Raw genomic sequence first — 20,399 nt, forward strand, 5'->3', positions numbered from 1 at the left:
GTTCCTGTCGGTACCGGGGCGTTCGTTTCAGCCGGTCGGTGCCGCCCGGATTCCCTCCCCTGGATAGGGGAGGGCTGGGGTGGGGTTGATATGGACAATGCTTGGGGTTGACGCCGCAAGCGACATCGGTGCGAAAACCAACGCGCCCCCCTCCCGGCCTCCCCCCGAAGGGGGGAGGAGACGACCGGTGCACACCGAACCGGAACGGATACAAGGGCCGCTGTATCACAATCCGCGCGGTGGCTGTCCTGCGGCCAGCCGCCCTAAACTTGCCTTCCACCGCGAGGGATGGGCGCCGTCCCTACCCGCAGCGGGAGTAGCCGCAACTGGCACAGGTGTCGCATCCCTCCTGACGCATCAGGGTGGGCTGGCCGCATTTGGGGCAGAACCGCATGCCGGCCGGGCGTCGTCCGGGCGTCGGTGCGCCACCCTCGGTGGCGGCTTCCGGGACGGCCTCCGGCGCGGCCTCTTCCCCGGCGGAGAGGAACCCAGTTTCGATCATGTGCCGTTCGATCACCCCGCCGATGGCCGCCAGCAGCGAGGGCACGTAGCGGCCCTCCATCCACTGGCCGCCGCGCGGGTCGAACACGGCCTTCAGTTCCTCGACCACGAAGCGCACGTCGCCGCCGCGCCGGAACACCGCCGAGATCATGCGGGTCAGGGCCACGGTCCAGGCGTAATGCTCCATGTTCTTGGAGTTGATGAACACCTCGAACGGCCGCCGCCGGCCCTCGGGTCCGGCCACGTCGTTGACGGTGATGTAGATGGCGTGGTCGCTTTCCGGCCAGCGCACCTTGTACGTTCGTCCGGGCAGCACCTGGGGTCGGTCCAGGGGGCGCGTTAGGTGGACCACGCGACCGTCGCCGCGCGCCGCCGGGTCGGTGGTTTCAAAGGCGCCGCCGCTCTCGTCCGCCGACACGGTGGCGAGGTCGGCGCCGGAGTCGGCCAGGGCCTGCGGGCTCTGTTCGGGCGCGGGCGTGCCTTCGTCCGCCGGGGCCTCCGGGGCGTCACCATCGGTCGCCACCGACAGCACCGCGCCGGTCACGGGGTTGGGTCGGTAGGTGGTGCAGCCCTTGCACCCCATCTCCCACGCCTGCCGATAGACATCCTTGAAGGCCGGGAACGGCAGGTCCTCCGGCACGTTGATGGTCTTGGAGACCGCGCTGTCGACATACTTCTGCACCACGGCCTGCATCACCAGATGGTCGCGCGGCGCCAGCGTCTGGGCATCCACGAAGGCGTCGGTCAGGGGCGCGTCGGGCCCCTTGATGGCCCGATACAGCCGGATGGCGTAGTCGGAAACGGTTTCCTCACGCCGGGTGCCGTCCGGTTGCAGCACGGCGCGGGTGTAGCTGAAGCTGAACACCGGCTCCAGCCCGGACGAGACATTGTCGGCGAACAGCGAGATGGTGCCCGTGGGGGCCACCGACGTGATGAGGGCGTTGCGGATGCCGTGTTTGGCGATGCCGGCGCGCAAGTCCTCGTCCAACGCGCGGATGGTCTCGCCCTGAAGGTATTTGTCGCGGTCGAACAGGGGGAACGGCCCCTTCTCGCGCGCCAGATCGATGGAGGCGCGGTAGGCCGCGCGGCGCAGCACGGCCAACCACCGATCCGTCAGCGCCACCGCCGCGTCGGAGCCATAGCGGGCACCGCACAGGATCAGGGCGTCCGCCAGCCCGGTGATGCCCAGGCCGATGCGGCGTTTGGATCGGGCCTCGTGCTCCTGTTCGGGGAGAGGGTAGCGCGAGACTTCAATGACGTTGTCGAGCAGGCGCACGGCCGTGGCGGTCAGGTCTTCCAGCGTCTCGATGTCCAGGCGGGCCGCGTCGGTGAAGGGGTCGCTCACCAGCCGCGCCAGATTGATCGACCCGAGCAGGCAGGTGCCATACGGGGGAAGTGGTTGCTCTCCGCAGGGATTGCAGCTATTAATTGCTTCGCAATACCATAGATTGTTTTCGCGATTCACCCGGTCGATGAAGATCACGCCCGGCTCGGCGTGGTCATAGGTGGCGCGCATGATGCGGCCCCACAGGTCCCGGGCGCGCACCGTGCGAAAGACGGAGCCCTCGAAAACAAGGTCCCACGCCGCGTCCGAGTCCACCGCTGCCATGAAGGCGTCCGTCACCAGCACCGACAGATTGAACATGCGCAGCCGTCCCGGCTCGCGCTTGGCGTCGATAAAATGCTCAATGTCGGGATGATCGCAGCGCAACGTGGCCATCATCGCGCCGCGCCGTGATCCGGCGCTCATGATGGTGCGGCACATGGCGTCCCAGACGTCCATGAAGGAGACTGGTCCGGAGGCGTCGGCTCCGACGCCATGCACGGGCGCGCCCTTCGGCCGGATCGTCGAGAAGTCGTAGCCGATGCCACCGCCCTGCTGCAGCGTCAGGGCAGCCTCCCGCAAATGGGCGAAGATGCCGCCCATGTCGTCCGGTACGGTGCCCATGACGAAGCAGTTGAACAGGGTTACCTTGCGGTCGGTTCCGGCCCCGGCAAGGATGCGTCCGGCCGGTAGAACCCGGAAGCCGTCAAGGGCCTCGGAAAACCGGTCGAACCAGTGTTCCGGCTCTGGTTCGACAGCGGCCAGGGTTCGCGCGACCCGGGTCCAGGTGTCCTCGACGGACTTGTCCACAGGCTCCCCGGTCGGCGTCTTGAACCGATATTTCATATCCCAGATTTGATGGGCGATGGGCGCGATTGGCGCCGGGGCGCTCTCGGACACGGACGCGACCTCCCTGTGGAACGAACGATTCCGTCGTTCATATGAACTCAACGCCGAATCCGCCGATCCGGAAAAGGTGTCGACCTGATTACGCCGCAGGGCTCAGGTGGTCAAGCGATGTTCGCTTTGTGTTCCGCTCCGAATCATCTGGCGCGGATGGGGTCGGTCCCTGTGTCAAGGCCCGAAAAAAACCGATCCACAATGTTATCCACAGACGCCGTCACAGCGGCGGCGACCCCGGGTGTGGCAAGGCGGCGCCGGCCTCCTCGATCCGGGTTTGCAGCGTGTCGAGAAACGCCCGTTTGGCGAGGCCCGGCTCCATGGCGGGCAGAACCTTCAGCGTCACCGTGCCGGGGTGTTTCAGAAAAGCCTTTCGGCCCCACAGCAGGCCGGAATTCAGGGTGACCGGCAGGACCGGCACGTCGGGAAAGCGGGCCGCAAGGGCCGCGATCCCGGGATGGTAGGGACGGCTCTCACCGACCGCCACGCGGGTGCCTTCGGGGAAGATGACGATCTGGCGGCCTTCGGCGAGGGCCTCGCCGCAGGCGTCGAGCATGCTCCTCAGAGCCTTGGCGCCGGCACTCCTGTCGATGCCGATCATCCCGGAGGCGCGCATGTACCAGCCCACCAGCGGAATCCGGAACAGTTCGCGTTTCAGCACATAGACCGGATCGTCCAGAAGGGCGTGGAACAAAAACGTATCGAACGCGCTCTGGTGTTTCGCGGCGACGATGACGGGGCCGGCGGGCAGGTTCTCCAGGCCCTCGATGCGCCAGGACACGCCGACGACAAGGCGGGCCAAGCCGCGCAGCCCGGCCAGCCAGATTTTGGTGGCGGCCACAACCACCGAACGGGGCGCCAGCAGCAGGGGCAGGTACAGAAGCCCCAACAGCAGGGTCGAGACCACGTACAGGATCAGGAACAGCGCCGAGCGAACGACCGTCATGGGGACTCCTTTGCGGGCAGAGCGGATGCCGGCGCCGGGCCTCGGACGCTGAGTCGTGCCCAGGCCACCAGGTACTTGGTGTACTCCCGGGCCAGCAGCAGGGTTGTGCCGGGAAAACGCCACCACTCGTCCTGCTTGACGTGCGGCGGAAAGACAGGGTGAGGGATCAGGGTCATGCCCGGCATCATCGAACGGAATTCCAGCAGGGCACGGCGCATGTGGTACGCCGCCGTCACCAGGCGCAGGCTTTGATACCCTTTCTTCCGAACCCAGGCGGCCGTTTCCTCCGCGTTGCCCAGGGTATCGGCGGCGGCATGGCCGAGCACCACGCGGTCGGCCATCCCCGCCGACGGCGCGACCCCGAACGCCTGCCACAGGTCATCCTCCGCCACCTGTTCCGGAACGCCGCTAATGAACAGGGCCTCTCCGAGCCCGGCCTCCAGCAAGGAAAGACCCGCGCGGATCCGTTCGCTCCCGCCGGTCAGCACCACGATGGCATCGACGGGCCGGTCCTCGTCGGCATCGCGCGGCGCCGGAATGGCGCCGGCAAACCAGACCAGACCAGCCACCCAGGCGAGCACCATCAGTGCCAACACCCCCAGGAGGGTGGCCCGGACGACCAGGGAGGAAAGCAGGGAGCGCACCACGGGTCACTCTGTCCAGACTCAGATCACGGCATGCAGGCAAGGGTTCGCAGCACCGTCAGGCGCGCGGTCAGCATCGCCAGCCCGGCCGCGCCCAGGGGCAGAAGCAACAGCACAGCCCAATCGAGAGCCGACAGGCTGACGCTGGGCACCAGACCGGCCTCGACGCGATCCGCCAGCAGGCCGACCCCGGCCAGGGTCGGCAAGGCCAGCATGAAACCGCCCATCCCCCCTTTCAACCCCTGAAGCAGGGCGGACCGGGCGAACTGCCGCGCGATGTACTCGTCCTGCGCGCCGATCATGTGGAGCACTTCGATCACTGGGCGATAGGTCGCAAGCGCGGCCCGGGTAGCGTGCGTCACCGCCACCGCCGTGGCGCCGCTGACCACGAGGACCACGGCCAGCCCCAGGGCCCCCAGGGCCTCCCCCAGGTCCATCAGCCGGCCCAGCCACAGCCGGTGCTCGTCCACGGTCGCGCCCGGCACGGCCTCACGCAAGGCTTGGGCCAACTGTCCCGGGTTGGCGCGGGCGGCGGCGCCGGGCTTGAGCGTGATGTCCAGCAGGCGGGGCATGGGGAGGTCACGCACCAGTTCGCCCGTGCCGATCCAGGGTTCTACCAAGGCCATCAATTCGGCCTCGGCCAGCACCCGGACGGAGGCCACGCCGGGCTGCGCGCGCAGAACCGCGGCCGCTTGTGCCACCCGCTCGTCGGTCGCCACCCGGGAGGCCTCGCCGAGTCCGGGAACCGGCGGCACCTGCGCGGTCAGACTGCCGGAGACATCGCGCCGCCAGTCCTCAAGAATATTGCCGAGCGCCAGCGCGCCCGCCGCCGCCAGCACGGCCAGGAACACCATGACCCCCACCAGAACGGGAACCAGCATGGCGGTCTTGTCGCGGGCCAGGGGCAGATCGCTGTGCATGGCGGGGCGTCCCTCAGGATTGCCGGGGCCGGGGCGGCACCGCGGTCGCCCGGTCGGGGGGAGGGTCGCCGACCCCGTGCCATGTCAGCCGGCCCGCGTCCAGGTGCAGACGTCCATAGGGGAAGCGCTGCACGAGCTGTTCGTTGTGCGTGGCGATCAGGACCGTCGTGCCCATCTTGTTCAGTTCCTCGAACAGGTGCAGCAGCCGCATGCCGATACGGTCGTCCACATTGCCCGTGGGCTCGTCGGCCAGCAACAGGTCGGGACGATTGATGACGGCCCGGGCGATGGCCACGCGTTGTTTTTGCCCGCCGGAGAGGGTGGGCGGCTTGGCGTTCAGATGGTCGGCAAGTCCGACCCAGGCCAGCAGTTCCGGCACATGGCGCCGGATATCCGCCTCAGGCGCGCCGGAGACCCGCAGCGGCAGGGCCACGTTGTCCATGGCCGAGAGGTGGTCGATCAGGCGGAAGTCCTGGAATACCACCCCCATGCGACGGCGCAGGCGTGGCAACAGGCGGCGCGGCAGGCGTGTGACGTCGTGCCCGAACAGGCTGATGCCACCCCGCGTGGGGCGCAGCGCCAAATAACATAATCCCAGCACCGACGACTTGCCGGCGCCTGATCCGCCGGTCAGAAAATGGAAGGACCCGCGCGGCAGGGTAAACCCGATGTCGCGGAAGACCTCGGGCCCCAGGTCATAGCGCAGTCCGACATGGTCGAACCGTACGACCGACTGGCCTTCGGGATCGTCGCGGCGTTCCCGCGTCCCGGTGTCATGGCTCATGGCCCTTGGTCCGTGTCCGGTGTGATCCGCAAGTTCCCGCCGCCGTGCCCCGCCCATCGCTTGTGCCCAGTCCCTACAGGTTCTATAACGATCACAGCTTTCGCCGCAAACCGATTGCCGCATGAAAATAACCTGCCCCAACTGTACGACACGATTCACTGTTCCCGATCAGGCGCTCGGCCCGGCGGGACGAACGCTGAAATGTGCGCGCTGCGGCCATCGCTGGCACCAGATGCCGTCCGATGGTGCCGAGGGCAGTGCGACGCGGCCGGAAGCCTCGTCAGTCGCCGAGCAGCGCGGCGACCATGGGCCGCTTGCCGCGCACCTGGAGACGCCTTCCGCGCCCGCGCCGGCCGACCCCGTCGGCGACGGCGCGGCCGATGATCTGCCCCCCGATCCGGTGGCGGAGAGTCCGCGATCATTCCCCGATGAACCGCCGGCCGGGCGCGGCCGCACCATGCTGGACGATGTTCCCCTGACACGCGAACCGGGCTCGGACCGCGATCAGCCGCACACCAACGACGATGACGGTCCGGATTTCGACGATATTCTGGCCCGGCTAGAGGACCAGGAACGCGAGCGCAGCGGTCGGGCGGGGCATGTCGGTGATGATGATGACGTGTTCGACGGTGATGACGACGACCTGACCGCCGGTCTTGGCGGCGGGTCACGAAAGGGCCGCTCCCGGGGTGGACGCTCTGGTGGACGCTCTGGGGGCCGTCTGGCGCCGCCCTGGGCCTCCTGGACGCTTGGCGCCGTCGTGGTTGTGTTGGGTCTTCTGGGAGCGCTGTACTTCCTGCGCGACAGCATCGTCGGTTGGGTGCCGGAGTCGGAGGGCGTGTACAACGCGCTGGGCGTGTCGCTGAACCGACCGGGCCTTGGTCTGCAACTGGAGAACGTGGTGCCGACCCGTGAACTCGTTGACGACGAGGAAATCCTGGTGGTGCGTGGGATCGTCGCCAATGTCAGCGACAGGGTGCGGCCGGTGCCAGGGATCAATCTGACACTGAACAACAGTGAGGGGGAAATGGTTCAGAGAACGGTCGCGCCGCCGCCCACTGACACGCTTGAACCGGGCACGACGATCCCGTTCCGAATCACCATGCGCAATCGGCTGCCAGAGGCCGTGGCCATCGAGGTGACGTTTTCCGACCGGCCCGCCGAACCGATCATGGCGCCACCCCAGTAACCGTCCCTGGAAGGGACGGCGCCTGGGCTGGGTTGTTGATCGTCGGTCCCGCTCGGGATAAGCAGGGGGCGTGTTCGCGGTGGACGCCCCCCCCGTACCCTCGCGTATACTCGCCGCGCCGCCAACCGACCGCCCGTCCGAGGTCAAGCTCAGGGGGACCGTCCGCTGCATCATCGCGGGCGGATCGAATCAGGGGAAGCCACATGCCGATTTCCAAGCAGGCCGTCGAGGAACTGGAACGCCGCCGCGCCGCCGCGACCCTGGGGGGCGGTCAGAAAAAGATCGACGCCCGCCATAACAAGGGGCTGTGGTCGGCGCGTGAACGCCTGGATGCTCTGTTCACCGCCGGCACGTTCCAGGAATTCGGCCTGCATGCTCAGCATGAGAGCCGCCAGTTCGGCATGGAGGGCAAGGACCTGCCGGGCGACGCCGTGGTCACCGGCGTTGGGTTCATCGACAATCGCCCGGTGGCCGCCTTCAGCCAGGATTTCACGGTCGCCGGCGGTTCGCTGGGTTCGAAACACGCCGAGAAGCTCTCCCTGGTCATGGATCACGCCGAACTGAGCGGTGTGCCGGTGGTCGGCTTCAATGATTCCGGGGGGGCGCGCATCCAGGAGGGCGTGATCGCCCTGTCCGGCTACGGTCAGGTGTTCAACCGCAACGTCCGCCTTTCGGGCGTGGTGCCACAGATCGCCGTCATCGCCGGTCCCTGCGCCGGTGGTGCCGCCTACTCCCCGGCGCTGATGGACTTCATCATCATGATCCGGGGCGGCTCGGAGATGTTCATCTGCGGGCCGGAGGTGATTCGCGGCGTCACCGGGCAGGCCACCAGCAAGGACGAGATCGGCAGCGCCGACGTTCACGCCAGCGTCTCCGGCAACATCCACTTCGTCGCCGACAGCGAGCAGGACGCCGTGGACATCGTGCGCCGCCTGCTGTCCTACCTGCCCTCCAACAACATGAGCGAGCCGCCCCACCAGATCGCCCCAGAGGTCGATCTCACGCCGGATCCCGGGATAGAGGACATCCTGCCCGAATCCGGTAAGGTGCCGTTCGACGTCAAGGACGTCATCAACCGTCTGGTGGACCCCGGCACCTTCCTGGAGGTCCAGCGCGACTTCGCCAAGAACATGGTGGTCGGGTTCGGGCGCATCGACGGCATCGTGGTCGGCTTCATCGCCAACCAGCCGAAGGAACTGGCCGGCTGCCTGGATATCGACGCCTCCGACAAGGGGGCGCGGTTCATCCGCTTCTGCAACGCCTTCGGCATTCCCATCGTCAACCTGGTGGACGTGCCCGGCTTCCTGCCCGGCGTGCGGCAGGAGCGCGGCGGCATCATCCGCCACGGCGCCAAGATGCTGTTCGCCTACGGCGCCACCACGGTGCCCAAGATCACCATCATCATGCGCAAGGCCTACGGCGGTGCCTTCCTGGCCATGTGCAGCCGCGACATGGGCGCCGACATCGTGCTGGCGTGGCCGGCGGCAGAGATCGCCGTCATGGGCGCCGAGGGCGCGGTCAACATCCTCTACCGGGGCGATCTGGAGAAGGCCGACGACAGGGTCGCGCGGTCGCGTGAGCTGGCCGACGAGTACCGGGCCCACTTCGCCTCGCCGTACATCTCGGCCGGCAAGCTGTTCGTGCATGATGTCATCATGCCGTCGGAGACCCGGGGACGTGTCTCGCTGGCGCTGCGCACCCTGCTCAGCAAACGCGAGACCCGGCCGCCCAAGAAACACGGCAACATTCCGCTCTAACGCCGCAGCGGGCCAGTAGACCCGGGACGCATAGGACATTCCCGGCTCCGGTGTCAGCGGGACTGCGGCCGGGAGCCAAACGATAGCAACGGGGAGACGCGCGTGTTCAAGGGACTGGATATCCTCTTGATCGGTATCGCCGTCGTAATGGCGGTGCTGATTCTGCTGTGGACGGCCTGCGCGGTCGTGGGCATGGTCTTCCGCGCCGTCGAAGCCCGCCAGCAGGCCTCGAAGGCCAAGGACGCCGAGCCCCCGCCGGCTCCGGCCCCCGGCCGCGAGCCGGCGACCGGCGTTCCGCCCCATCACCTGGCGGCGATCGCGGCGGCGGCCGCGGCCGTGCTGGACCGTCCGCACCGCATTGTCAGGGTGAGCGCGCCCCCGCTGGCCGCCACCGACTGGGGCAATCAAGCGCGTTTGCAGACGTTCAACAAGAACCTCCGTCAGGGTGACTGGGGTCGCACCATTTCCGCCCACACCGGGGCGAACACCTGAGCTGGCAAGGGAACCATCCCATGAGGAAACTGCGCATCACCGTGGAGGGCACGGTCTACGACGTGACCGTGGAAACCTTGGACGAAGAGGGCGGCGCGGCGCCGGCCGCTCCTCCGGCGGCGCGTCCCGCCGCTCCTGCGGCTGCCGCTCCCGCGCCAGCGCCGGCCGCGACGGCTCCGGTCGCCGCCGGCGCCGGTGACATCGTCAGCCCGATGGCCGGGACCGTCGTCTCCGTCGACGTCAAGGTGGGCGATACCGTGGCGGCGGGCCAGCAGGTGGTGATGTTGGAAGCCATGAAGATGAACACACCGATCCAGGCGCCCCAGGGCGGCACCGTGGCCAGCGTGGCCGTGCAGGCCGGCGCCACCGTCGCCGAGGGGCAGGTCCTGTTGTCCCTGAGCTAGCGCTTCTTCGACGGAGAGCACAAGACATCCGGACCGTCACTGGGGAGCGCCGTTCATGGAAACCGTCCAACATCTGTTCGAGTTGACCGCCATCTCCGGGGTCACCTGGCGGATGGCCGTCATGTGGGTCGTTGTGCTGGTGCTGTTGTACCTGGCGGTCTACAAGAAATTCGAGCCGCTTCTGCTGGTGCCGATTGCTTTCGGCGCCCTGCTGGCCAACCTGCCCACCGAGGGCATCGTCAACGAACCTGTCGGCGATCATCCGGGCGGGCTGTTCTATTACATTCAGCAGGGCGTTCACCTGGAGATCTTCCCGCCGCTGATCTTCATGGGGGTGGGCGCGCTGACGGACTTCGGTCCCTTGATCGCCGCCCCGCGAACGCTGCTGCTGGGTGCGGCCGCGCAGTTCGGTGTCTTCGCCACCTTCCTGGGCGCCACGGCCATCGGCTTCACCGCGCAGGAAGCGGGGGCCATCGGCATCATCGGCGGCGCCGATGGGCCCACCTCGATCTTCCTGGCCAACAAGCTGGCGCCGGATCTGCTGGCGCCGATCGCCGTGGCGGCCTACAGCTACATGGCTCTGGTGCCGTTGTTGCAGCCGCCGGTCATGCGCGCCCTGACCACCAAGAAGGAGCGGGCCATCCGCATGCGCTCGCTGCGCAAGGTCTCGCGGCTGGAGAAGCTGATCTTCGCCCTGATCGTGACCGTGGCGGTGATCCTGCTGGTCCCGGCGGCCTCGGCCCTGATCGGCATGCTGATGCTGGGCAATTTCATGCGCGAAAGCGGCGTCGTGGAACGCCTGAGCAAGGCCGCGCAGAACGAGATCATCAACGCCGTGACCATCTTCCTGGGGACCAGTGTCGGCATCACCATGACCGGGGAGCGGTTCCTTCAGGGCGAAACCCTCAAGATCCTGGCCCTGGGCGTGGTCGCCTTCGGCATCGCCACCGCCGCTGGCGTGCTGATGGCCAAGGGCATGAACCTGTTCATCAAGGAAAACAAGATCAACCCGCTGATCGGGTCGGCCGGGGTGTCGGCCGTGCCCATGGCGGCGCGCGTCTCGCAGGTGGAGGGCCAGCGCGCCGATCCCGGCAATTTCCTGCTCATGCACGCCATGGGGCCGAACGTCGCCGGGGTGATCGGCACCGCCGTGGCGGCCGGTTATTTCATCGCCGTTTTCGGTGGCACCCCCACCGGACACTGACCCTCGCGCCTTGTGCGAGCTGCTGCCGACTCGACACGGAAACGCCCACGCCGCGCTGACCGCGCGTCGCGGGCGTTTTTGTTGGGGTGCGCCCGGCGCCGTCCCCCGTGTCAAAAATACCGTCATGCCTTGCGACACCGCCGGATGCGCCCTACGTCCCACCTGGGTAGTAGGTTTTTGCGCTGCGGTATCGTCCGGGATTCGGTGAGGGTGGAGCGATGTCATTGCGTGAGCGGAAAAATCCGGCTGGCGTGTGGGGCGGAGCCGCGCTTGGCGAACGCCTTGCTGCGCTGCAGCGCGGGTGCGCTATCGAGTCCGCCCCGGTTGACGCCACAGGGGTATTGTAAATTTCGTGACAAAGTTCCCAGTCCGCAACAAAACAAATTGACTCCTGTTAAATCAGACCATATGAGTCACATATTCGAACGGTCCCCACCCATCCGACCGATCAGAGGCCGCAACAGGGACCCAGGGGAGGCCATTGTCCATGAGCCAGACACAGACCAAGGCAAAGACACAGCCATCGGCCACACGCCGGACCACCCATTCTTGGCGCGCGGGCGCGTTCCGTGCGATGGGGCACCGTAACCGCTCCGACGCGCGCGGGGTCGCGACCTCTTCGCGGCAGGCGGCTCTGATTGGAGGCGCCCACGTCTGGGAAAACGACCACGAGCCGGACCTGGCCAGTGTGCTGGCCGATCCCATCGTGGGGCTGGTCATGACCCGCGACGGCCTGTCGCCGGACGATGTGGCCGGCGTGGTCCGGCAGACGCGGGACCGGCTGCTGGCGGCGCGGGTCTCCTGATCCGGGCCGGTGGTCCCGGCGCATCGAATCCGACATGTCGAAAACGGCGGATGAGACAGGCTCATCCGCCGTTGTTATATTAGGAGAACGTTGGTCCGCCCTTCCAGAACCCGCCGGTGGTGTCCATGATGTTCGCGTTCTCCCGTTGCCCGACGCCGCGCGCCGTGGCTGTCCTGCTGTTCTCTGCCCTGTTTCTGGCCATGTCCGCCGCCTCCGCCCTGGCTGATCCGCCCTGGTCCGAGCCCTGGACCACCACCATTCGCGCCGACCATCCGCTGGTCGGGCGCATCCTTGACGCCCGCACCGGCGCCGAACTCGACGGCGCGGCCATCGACGCCCGTCTGGCGGTCGCCGACTATGTCATGCTGGGCGAGAAGCACGACAATCCCGATCACCACCAAGCCCAGGCATGGCTGCTGGCGCGCATGGTGGCCGCCGGGCGCCGTCCCGCCGTGGTGTGGGAGATGCTCGACAGCGGGCAGGCCGACCTGTTGGCCGCCTTTCTGGATCAGTCGGCGGTCGCCGCGTCGGATCTCGGCTTGGCGGTCGGCTGGGACCGGACGGGGTGGCCGGACTGGACGATGTATCAGCCCATCGCGGCGGTCGCGCTCGATGCCGGTCTGCCGATGCGGACCGGCAACCTGCTGGCGGACGAGGTGCGCCGCGCCGCGACGGAGGGCTGGGAGGCCGTGGTCGGGCCCGAGGGGTTGGCCCCGCGCGCGCTTGACGTGCCGTTCCCGGATGCCCAGCGCGACGCGCTCGGCGCGGAGATTCTGCGCGGCCACTGCGACATGCTGCCCGAGGAGGCCGTGCCCGGCATGATCGCGGCCCAGCGCCTGCGCGACGGCGAGATGGCCCGCGCCCTGCTCGCCGGAGCGGCGCTGCCCGGGACGGACGGCGCGGTGTTGATCGCCGGCAACGGCCACGCGCGGGCGGATCGTGGCGTGCCCTGGGTGCTCGGGCACCTGGCGCCCGACGCCACCGTGATATCCGTGGGGGTGCTGGAGGTGTCCGAGGACCTGCCCGCCGCGCCGGAACCGGACGACCTGCGCGAGATCGCCGCGGAGGACGGACGCCCCCCGTACGACCTGATCGTGTTCACGCCGGCGCTGGAGGATATCGACCCGTGCGAGAAGTTCCGCGCGCAGCTTGAGCGTATGCGCGACCGTCATGGGGCGGGCGGGAACGAGTAAGGGCGGCCGCGTCCACGATACACGGCCGAAACGGCGCTACACCCGCTCCGACACCCAGATCGCGAGGCGCGAGCCGCCCTTGATGACCGACGACAGCAGGGGATAGGCGGGCGCCTGCTCGGCGCCGTTGCGCAGGCCGATGTCGCGATGCTCCAGTTCCTCGTCGCGGAAGCGCAGCACCGTCTCGCGCAGGCCGCTTTCATCGTCGCCCAGCGCATCGGCCTGTGTCTTGTAGTGGCCGTCGATGGCCTCCTCGACCGCCACCGTGCAGGCCATCGCCGCCTTCTCCCCCATCAGGGCAGTGCCGGCCCCAAGGGCGAACCCCAGAACGTGCCAGACCGGAGCCATCGCGGTGGGGCGCACCCGGCGCTGGCGAATCAGGTCGTTGAAGGTGTCGAGGTGAACCTGCTCCTGGTCGCGCATGTGCCGCAGCACTGCCGCGTTGGCGGTGCGATTGCCGAGCACGGCCATCTGGCCTTCGTAGATGCGCACGGCGCCGTACTCGCCGGCCTGATCGACCCGGATCATGCGTTCGAGCTCGGCGCGCGGGGTGCGATCGCCGGGCAGGCGGCGGGGGGGCGGCGCGGCGGTTTCGGAATCGGTCATCGTTCTCTCCAGCGGTCGGGCCGGCGGACGCCCCACAGGGCTAGACCCGCCAGCAACATGGAAATCATCATGTTGTATCCAGCCAGCGAGATTCCAAGCAGCGACCACGGAATGGCATCGCACGGGACGATCTCCGGTGCTTCCAGGGCTTGGCGCAGATCCGCCAGATTGGTGGAGAGGTCGACCGGTGGCGCGGTCTCGCCGCCGCACTGGGCCGTTCCCGCCCACCAGTGCTGCTCGACACCGACGTGATAGCCGGCTAGGCCCGCGCTGGCCAGGAACACCAGACCGATCAGGGCCGTCAGCCGGCGCGCCCAGCGCCCGGGCATGCGGGGGACTGCGGCCACTCCGGCCAGAACGGCCACCAGCGCTGGCGGAATGCGCTGATAGACGCACAGGATGCACGGCGCGATGCCCATGACATGCTCGATGAACAGGGCGCCGAGCACCAAGCCCAGGCCGGCGGTCAGCAAAAGGAATGGAACGGGTCGGAGCGCGCGCGGGGCGCCGACGACAAGGGAGGAGGTCATATCGGACTCTGCTTCGATGCCCGGGATCGGGGCGGTCATCGTCCCCGGTCGATGGGGACCTGGGCAGGATATGCGCCTTTCTCCCAAGGCTGCGCAAGGGCGACACGGGGCGATTTCATTCCTATATCAACGGCAGCCGGGCGGGCCGGCCCGCCCGGTCTCCACCGATCCGTCTCCTGCTATCTGGACCCATTCCCCATGACCACGCTTGTCGAACGCCTGCAACGCCGCGAATCCACGTCGGCCAAGCATCTGACCGACCCTGGTCCCACCGACGACGAGTTGGCCGAGGTGCTGCGCGCCGCCGTGGCGGTGCCGGAGCACGGTGCCATCCGGCCGTGGCGGTTCCTTGTGTTGCGCGAACCCGGCCAGCGCCGCCTGAGCGAGGTGTTCGTCGCCGACCTGCTGTCCCAAAACCCCGACGCGCCAGAAGAGGAGATCGCCAAGCGCCGCGAAGGACCGGTGCGCGCGCCGCTTCTCCTGGTGGTCGCGGCCTCGCCGCGCGTTCATCCCAAGGTGCCGGAGGTCGAGCAGGTGGTCAGCGCCGGCTTGTGTGCCTACGTCATCCAGGCGTGCTTTCACGACATGGGGTACGGCGCGGTGTGGGTGACCGGCAAGCCGGCCTACAGCGACCGTGTCAAGGCGGCGCTGGGCTTGGAGCCCGCCGACCATATCGTCGGGTTCGTTCACGTCGGCACACGCGGTCCGGAGGCCGGCGCGCGGCCCAAGACGCGCCCGGATCCGGACGGCTTCGTGACGGAATGGACAGGCGCGGACGGATAACGATTCGATCCGGCTCGGCCTCAAAATCCCTGATGTTTTCCATGGCAAGGCCGGGGCGCGGGACTTAGACTGTCGGCACGCCGCGCGACGCGGGAGCGGACCCATCCCGTCCCGCGCGGCGGCCTGGAGGGGACACCAAAGGCGGCGGCGATGAAGACCCTGGAAGACCTGCTGTCACGGCGCATCTATCTCGGCGTCACCGGCCTGTCGCGGGCCGGCAAGACCGTGTTCGTGACTTCCCTGCTGCACAACCTGCTGCGCGCCGATCCGACGACGGAGGAAAGCCCGCTGCGTGGCTTCGATCCGTTCGACGAGGGCCGGCTGGTGGGCGCAGTGCTGCGCCACGATGCCAACGCGACGGTGCCGGAGTTCCCGTACCGCAAGGCCGTGGACGCGCTGACCGGCGAGTCGCCCCAGTGGCCGGAGCCGACGCGCGGCATCAGCCGCATCCGCGCCGATATCCGCTTCAAGCGGGCGGAGGGGCTGGGCGCCAATGCCGCCGCCCAGTTCGGCATGACCGAAGCGACGCTGCAATTGGAGATCGTCGACTATCCCGGGGAATGGCTGGTCGATCTGCCCATGCTGGGGCAGGATTTCGATTCGTGGTCGTCCACCATGGTCGCCCAGGCCCAGCGCGGCAGCCGCGCCGAGCTGGCGCGCGAGTGGCTGGCCTTCGTCAGTGCCCGCGCCCCCGGCGCCGACCATGACGAGGAATGGGCCGAGCAGGCCGCGGCGCTTTACACGGACTATCTGCACGCCTGTAACGAGGCGCGGCTGCGCTATCTCCAGCCCGGCCGCTTCCTGCACCCGGCGGACCTGAAGGGCGCCTCCGTGCTGCGCTTCTGCCCGCTGCCCAATCTGGGCGCCAAGGCGCCGCCGGGCAGCCTGCACGCGGCCTTCCGGGGCAAGTTCCAGGACTATCAGAACAAGGTCGTGCGCGCCTTCTTCCGCAAGCATTTCGCCGGCCTGGACCGCCAGATCGTGCTGGTGGACACGCTGACCGCGCTCAACGACGGCCAGGAGGCCTTCGACGACATGAGCGAGGCGCTGGCCAACATCCTGGAGAGCTTCCGCCACGGTAAGAACAGCCTGTTGGGCTGGCTGATGGGCCGGCGCATCTCCCGCGTGCTGTTCGCCGCCACCAAGGCGGACCATGTGATTCGCGGCGACCGCCTGCATCTGGAGAACCTGACCCGGCGCATGCTGCATGTGCTGGACGAGAAGAACACCATCAAGACCGCCGCCGACATCGATGTCGCCTCGCTGGCGTCGGTGCGCGCCACCCGGGACACCCGGCGTACCGACAACGGCCGCGAGATCCTGCTCGGCCGCCGCCCGGGCGACATCGAGGATACCCCGCTGGAGCCGGGCGCCATTCCGCTGGATTTCCCGCCCGACTGGGGGGCGCTGAACTACCGCTATTGGGACTTCCAGCCGCTGCCCGATCCGGGCTGGCGACACGGCGGCTTTCCTACCCTGCGCATGCCGGAGATCATGAATTTCCTGATCGGGGAGGATCTGCGATGAATGACCGTCGATTGCCGCCCGGATCTGTCTCCCGCAAGGGTGGGGTTGGGTCCACGCCGCGCCAGCCGGGCGTGATCGACCCCACCCTGGTCATGGGCGCCGAGTCGTCGCGCCCCGATCCCCGCCATGCGGCCGAGGCCGAGGCTCCCCCGCCGCGCATGGACGCGCCGCAGTCGGTCCGCGACCCCGGGGCGTCGGCGCCGCTGCCGGTGGCGTCCGTCGAGGAGATCGCGGCCCCGCGCCCGGAGCGCCCCTCGCGCTGGGGTCGGGTGGTCTGGCTGTTCGTGGCCATGGTCGCCAGCTTCCTGCTCTACGACACCGGCCGCGCCCTGGTGGACATCTGGTCCCGCGATTGGATCGGCGCCGCCGTGCTGACGGCGCTGGCCGTTGCCTTCGTGGCCGCGTTGATTTCGGCCACGCTGATCGAACTGCGCGCCGTGCGCCGGCTCGGCGAGGTGGCCCGCTTCCGCGAGGCCTTGAACCGGTCGCTGGAGCACGACTCGGGCACCCGGCTGCGCCGCACCCTGGAACCGACGCTGGCCCTGATCCGCGCCCGCCGGCCGGAGCTGGTCAAGGCGTTCGGCCAGCGCACCCAGGGCCTGACGGAGTGTGACGCCATCCTGAAGCAGTTCCGGGGAGCCGTTTTGACGCCGCTGGATCAGGAAGCGCGCCGCGTCGTGCGCGCCAACGCGCTGACGGTGATGGGGGCAACGGCGGTGGCGCCGCACCCGGCGCTCGACGTGGTGATCGTGCTGTGGCGCAGCACCGTCATGGTGCGCCGGGTGGCGGAGGTCTACGGCCTGCGGCCCAGCGGACTGTCCACCCTGGTGCTGACCAAACAGGTGGTGGTCAACGCCGCCATCGCCGTGGCCGCCGATCCCACCGGGGATCTGGTCGCCAACACGCTGGGCGGCGGACTGGCGGAGAAGATCTCGGCGCGCTTCGCCGAGGGCTCGATCTCCGGCCTGCGCGCCATGCGCCTGGGCGCCCGAGCCATCGAGACCTGCCGGCCGCTGCCGTTCGAGCCGGACGAGCGCAAGGGGATGTGGCACACCCTGACCCAGGGGTAGGACGGATTCCGGTTCGATCTGTCGACGATCACGTGTCGGGCGGGTGACCGATGGGCCCCCGCCGCCCCTTGGCTTGGCGGCGGCTGTCCTTCGGCCAGCCGCCCCACAGGTGCGAACGATTGAGCCGGAAACCGCACCACACAGCCGCGAAGGCGGCGCCCCCGAGCCTATCCCACCTTCACCAGGGCGTGTTGTTTCTTGCCGGCGGACAGCTTGATCTCGCCGCCGGAGAGGTCGGCCGAGGTGATCGCGCGGTTGATGTCGGTGATCGCCGCGCCGTTCAGGCGCGCCCCGCCGCCCTTGATGAGCCGCTTGGCCTCGCCGTTGGACGCCGTCAGCCCGGCCCGGGTAAACAGCGTCGACGCGGGAATGCCGGCCTCCAAGTCCGCCGCCTCCACGGTCACGGTGGGCAGGTCCTCGCCCACGCCGCCCTGCTCGAACACCGCCTTGGCGGTTTCCGCCGCCGCCCGCGCGGCCTCTTCGCCGTGCGCCAGCGTGGTCGCCTCGTGCGCGAGGACCTTCTTGGCCTCGTTGATCTCGGCCCCGCCCAACGCCTCCAACCGGGCGATCTCGTCCAGCGGCAGTTCGGTGAACAGGCGCAGGAAGCGGCCGACGTCGGCATCCTCCGTGTTGCGCCAGAACTGCCAGTAGTCGTAGGGGCTCAACTGATCCTCGTTGAGCCACACCGCGCCCTGCGCGCTCTTGCCCATCTTGGCGCCCGAGGCGGTGGTGATGAGCGGTACCGTCAGGCCGAACAGCGACAGGCCGTCGCAGCGCCGGCCCAGTTCCACGCCGTTGACGATGTTGCCCCACTGGTCGGCGCCGCCCATCTGCAGGCGCACGCCGTCGCGGCGTGCCAACTCCAGGAAGTCGTAGGCCTGGAGGATCATGTAGTTGAACTCCAGGAACGACAGATGGTGCTCGCGCTCCAGCCGCAATTTCACCGAATCGAACGTAAGCATGCGGTTGATGGAGAAATGCGGCCCATAATCGCGCAGGAAGGAGATGTACCCAAGGCAATCAAGCCAGTCCGCGTTGTTGACCATCACGGCGTCGGTCGGGCCGTCGCCGAACGTCAGGTATTTTGAGAACACGCCCTTGATGCCGGCCATGTTGGCGGCGATCTCGTCATCGGTCAGCATCTTGCGGACGTCGTCGCGGCCGGTCGGATCGCCCACACGGGTGGTGCCGCCGCCCATCAGAACGACCGGACGGTGGCCGGCTTTCTGGAGCCATCGCAGCAGCATGATGGACACCAACGAGCCCACGTGCAGACTGGGCGCCGTGCAGTCGTAACCGATATAGGCGGACACGACCTCCTTCGACAGCACAGCGTCGAGTTCCTCTGTGTGTGTGCAGGCGTCCACGAAACCACGCTCGTGAACGGTGCGCAGGAAGTCGGAGGACAGGGTCGTCATGGGGTCGGCTTTCGTGTGAGTGTGACGCGGGCCCTTGCGGCGGGGGCCGCTCCTTTAGCACACTCGCCGGGTCTGGAAAAGAAAGGGCGACCGCCGATGATCCCCTTCCCGAAGGGTCTGTCCCGCACACCGGCCGCCCGTCCGGGGCCACTGGGCCCCGTGGCCGACGCGCCGCACGGCTTCGGCGGCACATGGCTGGCTGTCGGCCTGATGAGCGGGACCTCCATGGACGGCATTGATGCCGCCATCATCGAAACCGATGGCGAGACCGTGGTCGGCGTCGGCCCCTCCCTGACGCTGCCCTATGACGACGCGTTCCGGGACCGACTGCGCGCCATGCTGGGCCGCACATCGCTGGACGATGAGGACGGGCGCCGCTTGCATCGGGACCTCGCCCTGCGGCATGCCGAAGCGGTGCGCGCCCTGCTGAAGGGATCGGAGGTCACGCCGGACCTGATCGGCTTTCATGGCCATACGCTGTGGCACGATCCGAAGGCCGGGGTGACCGTGCAGGCCGGAGATCCCGCGCTTCTGGCCCGTGAACTCGGTGTTCCCGTGGTGGCCGACCTGCGACAGGCGGATGTCGCGGCGGGGGGCGAGGGCGCGCCGCTGGTGCCGATCTATCACGCGGCCCTGGCCGAGGGCCTGGACCGGCCGCTGGTGGTCCTGAACATCGGGGGCGTGGCCAACGTCACCTGGATCGGCAAACGCGGCCCCAAGGACCTGATCGCGTTCGACACCGGCCCCGGCAACGGGCCGCTGGACGACTGGGTGGCCCGTCACACAGGCGAACCCTGCGACCGGGACGGCCGGCTGGCGGCGGCGGGCTCGCTGGACGAGGTCCGGCTGCTGCGCCTGATGGACCATGCCTATTTCGCGCGTCCGGCCCCGAAGTCGCTGGACCGCAAGGACTTCGACCATGTCCCGGGCATCGTCGAGGGCTTGTCGCTGGAGGATGGCGCGACCACGCTGACGGCGTTCATCGTCGCCGCCGTGGTGCAGTCGGCGACCCACCTCCCACGATCCCCGGTGCGCTGGGTGGTCACCGGCGGGGGGCGTCACAATCCCGTTCTGATGGACACCCTGACCGGCTGGCTGGGCGCCCCGGTGCAACCGGTCGAGGCGGTCGGCTGGAACGGCGACGCTCTGGAGGCCCAGGCCTTCGCCTTCCTGGCCGCCCGCCACCGGCGCAATCTGCCGATCACATTTCCCGGAACCACCGGCGCGCCCGAACCGATGACGGGGGGGCGCCTGTACCGGCCGTAAGACCGGCCGACGAAAGAGCCTCCCTTTGGGCGGCCGTGGCCACGTCGTGACCCCAAGCCGGACGAGTCATCCTTTTCGTCGCTCGGCTCTATACGAAAACCGCTTGATCGGTTCGCGTTCTTCGACCGGCTTTCCG

19 protein-coding genes and 1 pseudogene are annotated in these 20,399 nt (G+C 68.5%); 12 read left to right on the top strand and 8 right to left on the bottom strand.

Translation table 11 applies throughout. The features are described from left to right. Nucleotides 1–301 precede the first annotated feature (301 nt). From BLS85_RS07420 to ftsE, 5 genes are all read right to left on the bottom strand, one after another. The gene (locus tag BLS85_RS07420) at nt 302–2,671 is read right to left on the bottom strand and encodes an adenosylcobalamin-dependent ribonucleoside-diphosphate reductase (RefSeq protein WP_092784793.1); all 2,370 of its coding nucleotides are present in this window, start codon (nt 2,669–2,671) and stop codon (nt 302–304) included. 274 nt (nt 2,672–2,945) lie between these two features. Then, the gene (locus BLS85_RS07425) at nt 2,946–3,671 is read right to left on the bottom strand and encodes a lysophospholipid acyltransferase family protein (protein WP_092784575.1); all 726 of its coding nucleotides are present in this window, start codon (nt 3,669–3,671) and stop codon (nt 2,946–2,948) included. Continuing rightward, complete coding sequence (locus BLS85_RS07430; RefSeq protein WP_245699132.1) at nt 3,668–4,318, bottom strand: YdcF family protein; 651 nt, start codon at nt 4,316–4,318, stop codon at nt 3,668–3,670. The genes BLS85_RS07425 and BLS85_RS07430 overlap by 4 nt, the downstream gene beginning before the upstream one ends. A 23-nt stretch (nt 4,319–4,341) precedes the next feature. Further along, on the bottom strand, nt 4,342–5,235 hold the full coding sequence (locus BLS85_RS07435; protein WP_092784578.1) for a cell division protein FtsX: 894 nt from the start codon (nt 5,233–5,235) through the stop codon (nt 4,342–4,344). A gap of 13 nt (nt 5,236–5,248) precedes the next feature. Further along, the gene (gene ftsE / locus BLS85_RS07440) at nt 5,249–6,019 is read right to left on the bottom strand and encodes a cell division ATP-binding protein FtsE (protein WP_092784581.1); all 771 of its coding nucleotides are present in this window, start codon (nt 6,017–6,019) and stop codon (nt 5,249–5,251) included. Between the two features lie 121 nt (nt 6,020–6,140). Between ftsE and BLS85_RS19775 the strand changes: the two are divergent. From BLS85_RS19775 to BLS85_RS07475, 8 genes and pseudogenes are all read left to right on the top strand, one after another. Beyond that, a pseudogene (locus BLS85_RS19775) lies at nt 6,141–6,239 on the top strand (zinc-ribbon domain-containing protein); the annotation flags it as partial. A gap of 12 nt (nt 6,240–6,251) precedes the next feature. Further along, entirely contained in the window at nt 6,252–7,208 is a 957-nt protein-coding gene (locus BLS85_RS19065; RefSeq protein WP_342729287.1) for a DUF3426 domain-containing protein, read from the top strand. 203 nt (nt 7,209–7,411) lie between these two features. After that, entirely contained in the window at nt 7,412–8,965 is a 1,554-nt protein-coding gene (locus tag BLS85_RS07450; protein ID WP_092784584.1) for an acyl-CoA carboxylase subunit beta, read from the top strand. A 102-nt stretch (nt 8,966–9,067) separates the two neighbouring features. After that, entirely contained in the window at nt 9,068–9,457 is a 390-nt protein-coding gene (locus BLS85_RS07455) for an OadG family transporter subunit (protein WP_092784587.1), read from the top strand. Between the two features lie 20 nt (nt 9,458–9,477). After that, entirely contained in the window at nt 9,478–9,861 is a 384-nt protein-coding gene (locus BLS85_RS07460) for a biotin/lipoyl-containing protein (RefSeq protein WP_092784589.1), read from the top strand. A 55-nt stretch (nt 9,862–9,916) separates the two neighbouring features. Continuing rightward, on the top strand, nt 9,917–11,065 hold the full coding sequence (locus BLS85_RS07465) for a sodium ion-translocating decarboxylase subunit beta (RefSeq protein ID WP_092784592.1): 1,149 nt from the start codon (nt 9,917–9,919) through the stop codon (nt 11,063–11,065). Nucleotides 11,066–11,552: 487 nt separating this feature from the next. Further along, nucleotides 11,553–11,870 carry a hypothetical protein gene (locus tag BLS85_RS07470; protein ID WP_143027124.1) on the top strand — a complete coding sequence of 106 codons (318 nt, stop codon included), beginning with the start codon at nt 11,553–11,555 and terminating at the stop codon, nt 11,868–11,870. A 125-nt stretch (nt 11,871–11,995) separates the two neighbouring features. After that, complete coding sequence (locus BLS85_RS07475) at nt 11,996–13,063, top strand: ChaN family lipoprotein (RefSeq protein WP_143027125.1); 1,068 nt, start codon at nt 11,996–11,998, stop codon at nt 13,061–13,063. Between the two features lie 36 nt (nt 13,064–13,099). On the opposite strand, the gene BLS85_RS07480 is transcribed toward BLS85_RS07475, so the two are convergent. Together BLS85_RS07480 and BLS85_RS07485 are read right to left on the bottom strand one after the other, a co-directional pair. Then, nucleotides 13,100–13,669 (bottom strand): demethoxyubiquinone hydroxylase family protein, encoded by a 570-nt coding sequence (locus tag BLS85_RS07480; RefSeq protein ID WP_092784601.1) that lies wholly within the window; start codon nt 13,667–13,669, stop codon nt 13,100–13,102. Continuing rightward, complete coding sequence (locus BLS85_RS07485) at nt 13,666–14,199, bottom strand: disulfide bond formation protein B (protein WP_092784603.1); 534 nt, start codon at nt 14,197–14,199, stop codon at nt 13,666–13,668. The genes BLS85_RS07480 and BLS85_RS07485 overlap by 4 nt, the downstream gene beginning before the upstream one ends. A 198-nt stretch (nt 14,200–14,397) precedes the next feature. Here BLS85_RS07485 and BLS85_RS07490 point away from each other — a divergent pair, with 198 nt between their 5' ends. The 3 genes from BLS85_RS07490 (at nt 14,398) to BLS85_RS07500 (ending at nt 17,579) form a co-directional block, all read left to right on the top strand. Further along, complete coding sequence (locus BLS85_RS07490) at nt 14,398–14,982, top strand: nitroreductase family protein (RefSeq protein ID WP_176793478.1); 585 nt, start codon at nt 14,398–14,400, stop codon at nt 14,980–14,982. Nucleotides 14,983–15,132: 150 nt separating this feature from the next. Further along, nucleotides 15,133–16,509, top strand: a complete 1,377-nt coding sequence (locus BLS85_RS07495) for a YcjX family protein (RefSeq protein WP_092784609.1) — start codon at nt 15,133–15,135, stop codon at nt 16,507–16,509. Then, on the top strand, nt 16,506–17,579 hold the full coding sequence (locus tag BLS85_RS07500; protein ID WP_092784611.1) for a YcjF family protein: 1,074 nt from the start codon (nt 16,506–16,508) through the stop codon (nt 17,577–17,579). Before BLS85_RS07495 ends, BLS85_RS07500 begins: the two co-directional genes overlap by 4 nt. A gap of 167 nt (nt 17,580–17,746) precedes the next feature. Here the strand turns inward: BLS85_RS07500 and tyrS are convergent, their stop codons facing one another. After that, nucleotides 17,747–18,997 (bottom strand): tyrosine--tRNA ligase, encoded by a 1,251-nt coding sequence (gene tyrS / locus BLS85_RS07505; RefSeq protein WP_092784614.1) that lies wholly within the window; start codon nt 18,995–18,997, stop codon nt 17,747–17,749. Nucleotides 18,998–19,093: 96 nt separating this feature from the next. Between tyrS and BLS85_RS07510 the strand changes: the two genes are divergently transcribed. Next, nucleotides 19,094–20,263 carry an anhydro-N-acetylmuramic acid kinase gene (locus BLS85_RS07510; protein ID WP_218128335.1) on the top strand — a complete coding sequence of 390 codons (1,170 nt, stop codon included), beginning with the start codon at nt 19,094–19,096 and terminating at the stop codon, nt 20,261–20,263. Nucleotides 20,264–20,399 lie beyond the last annotated feature (136 nt).

It is taken from the genome of Rhodospira trueperi (assembly GCF_900101965.1).
GTDB lineage: Bacteria > Pseudomonadota > Alphaproteobacteria > Rhodospirillales > Rhodospirillaceae > Rhodospira > Rhodospira trueperi.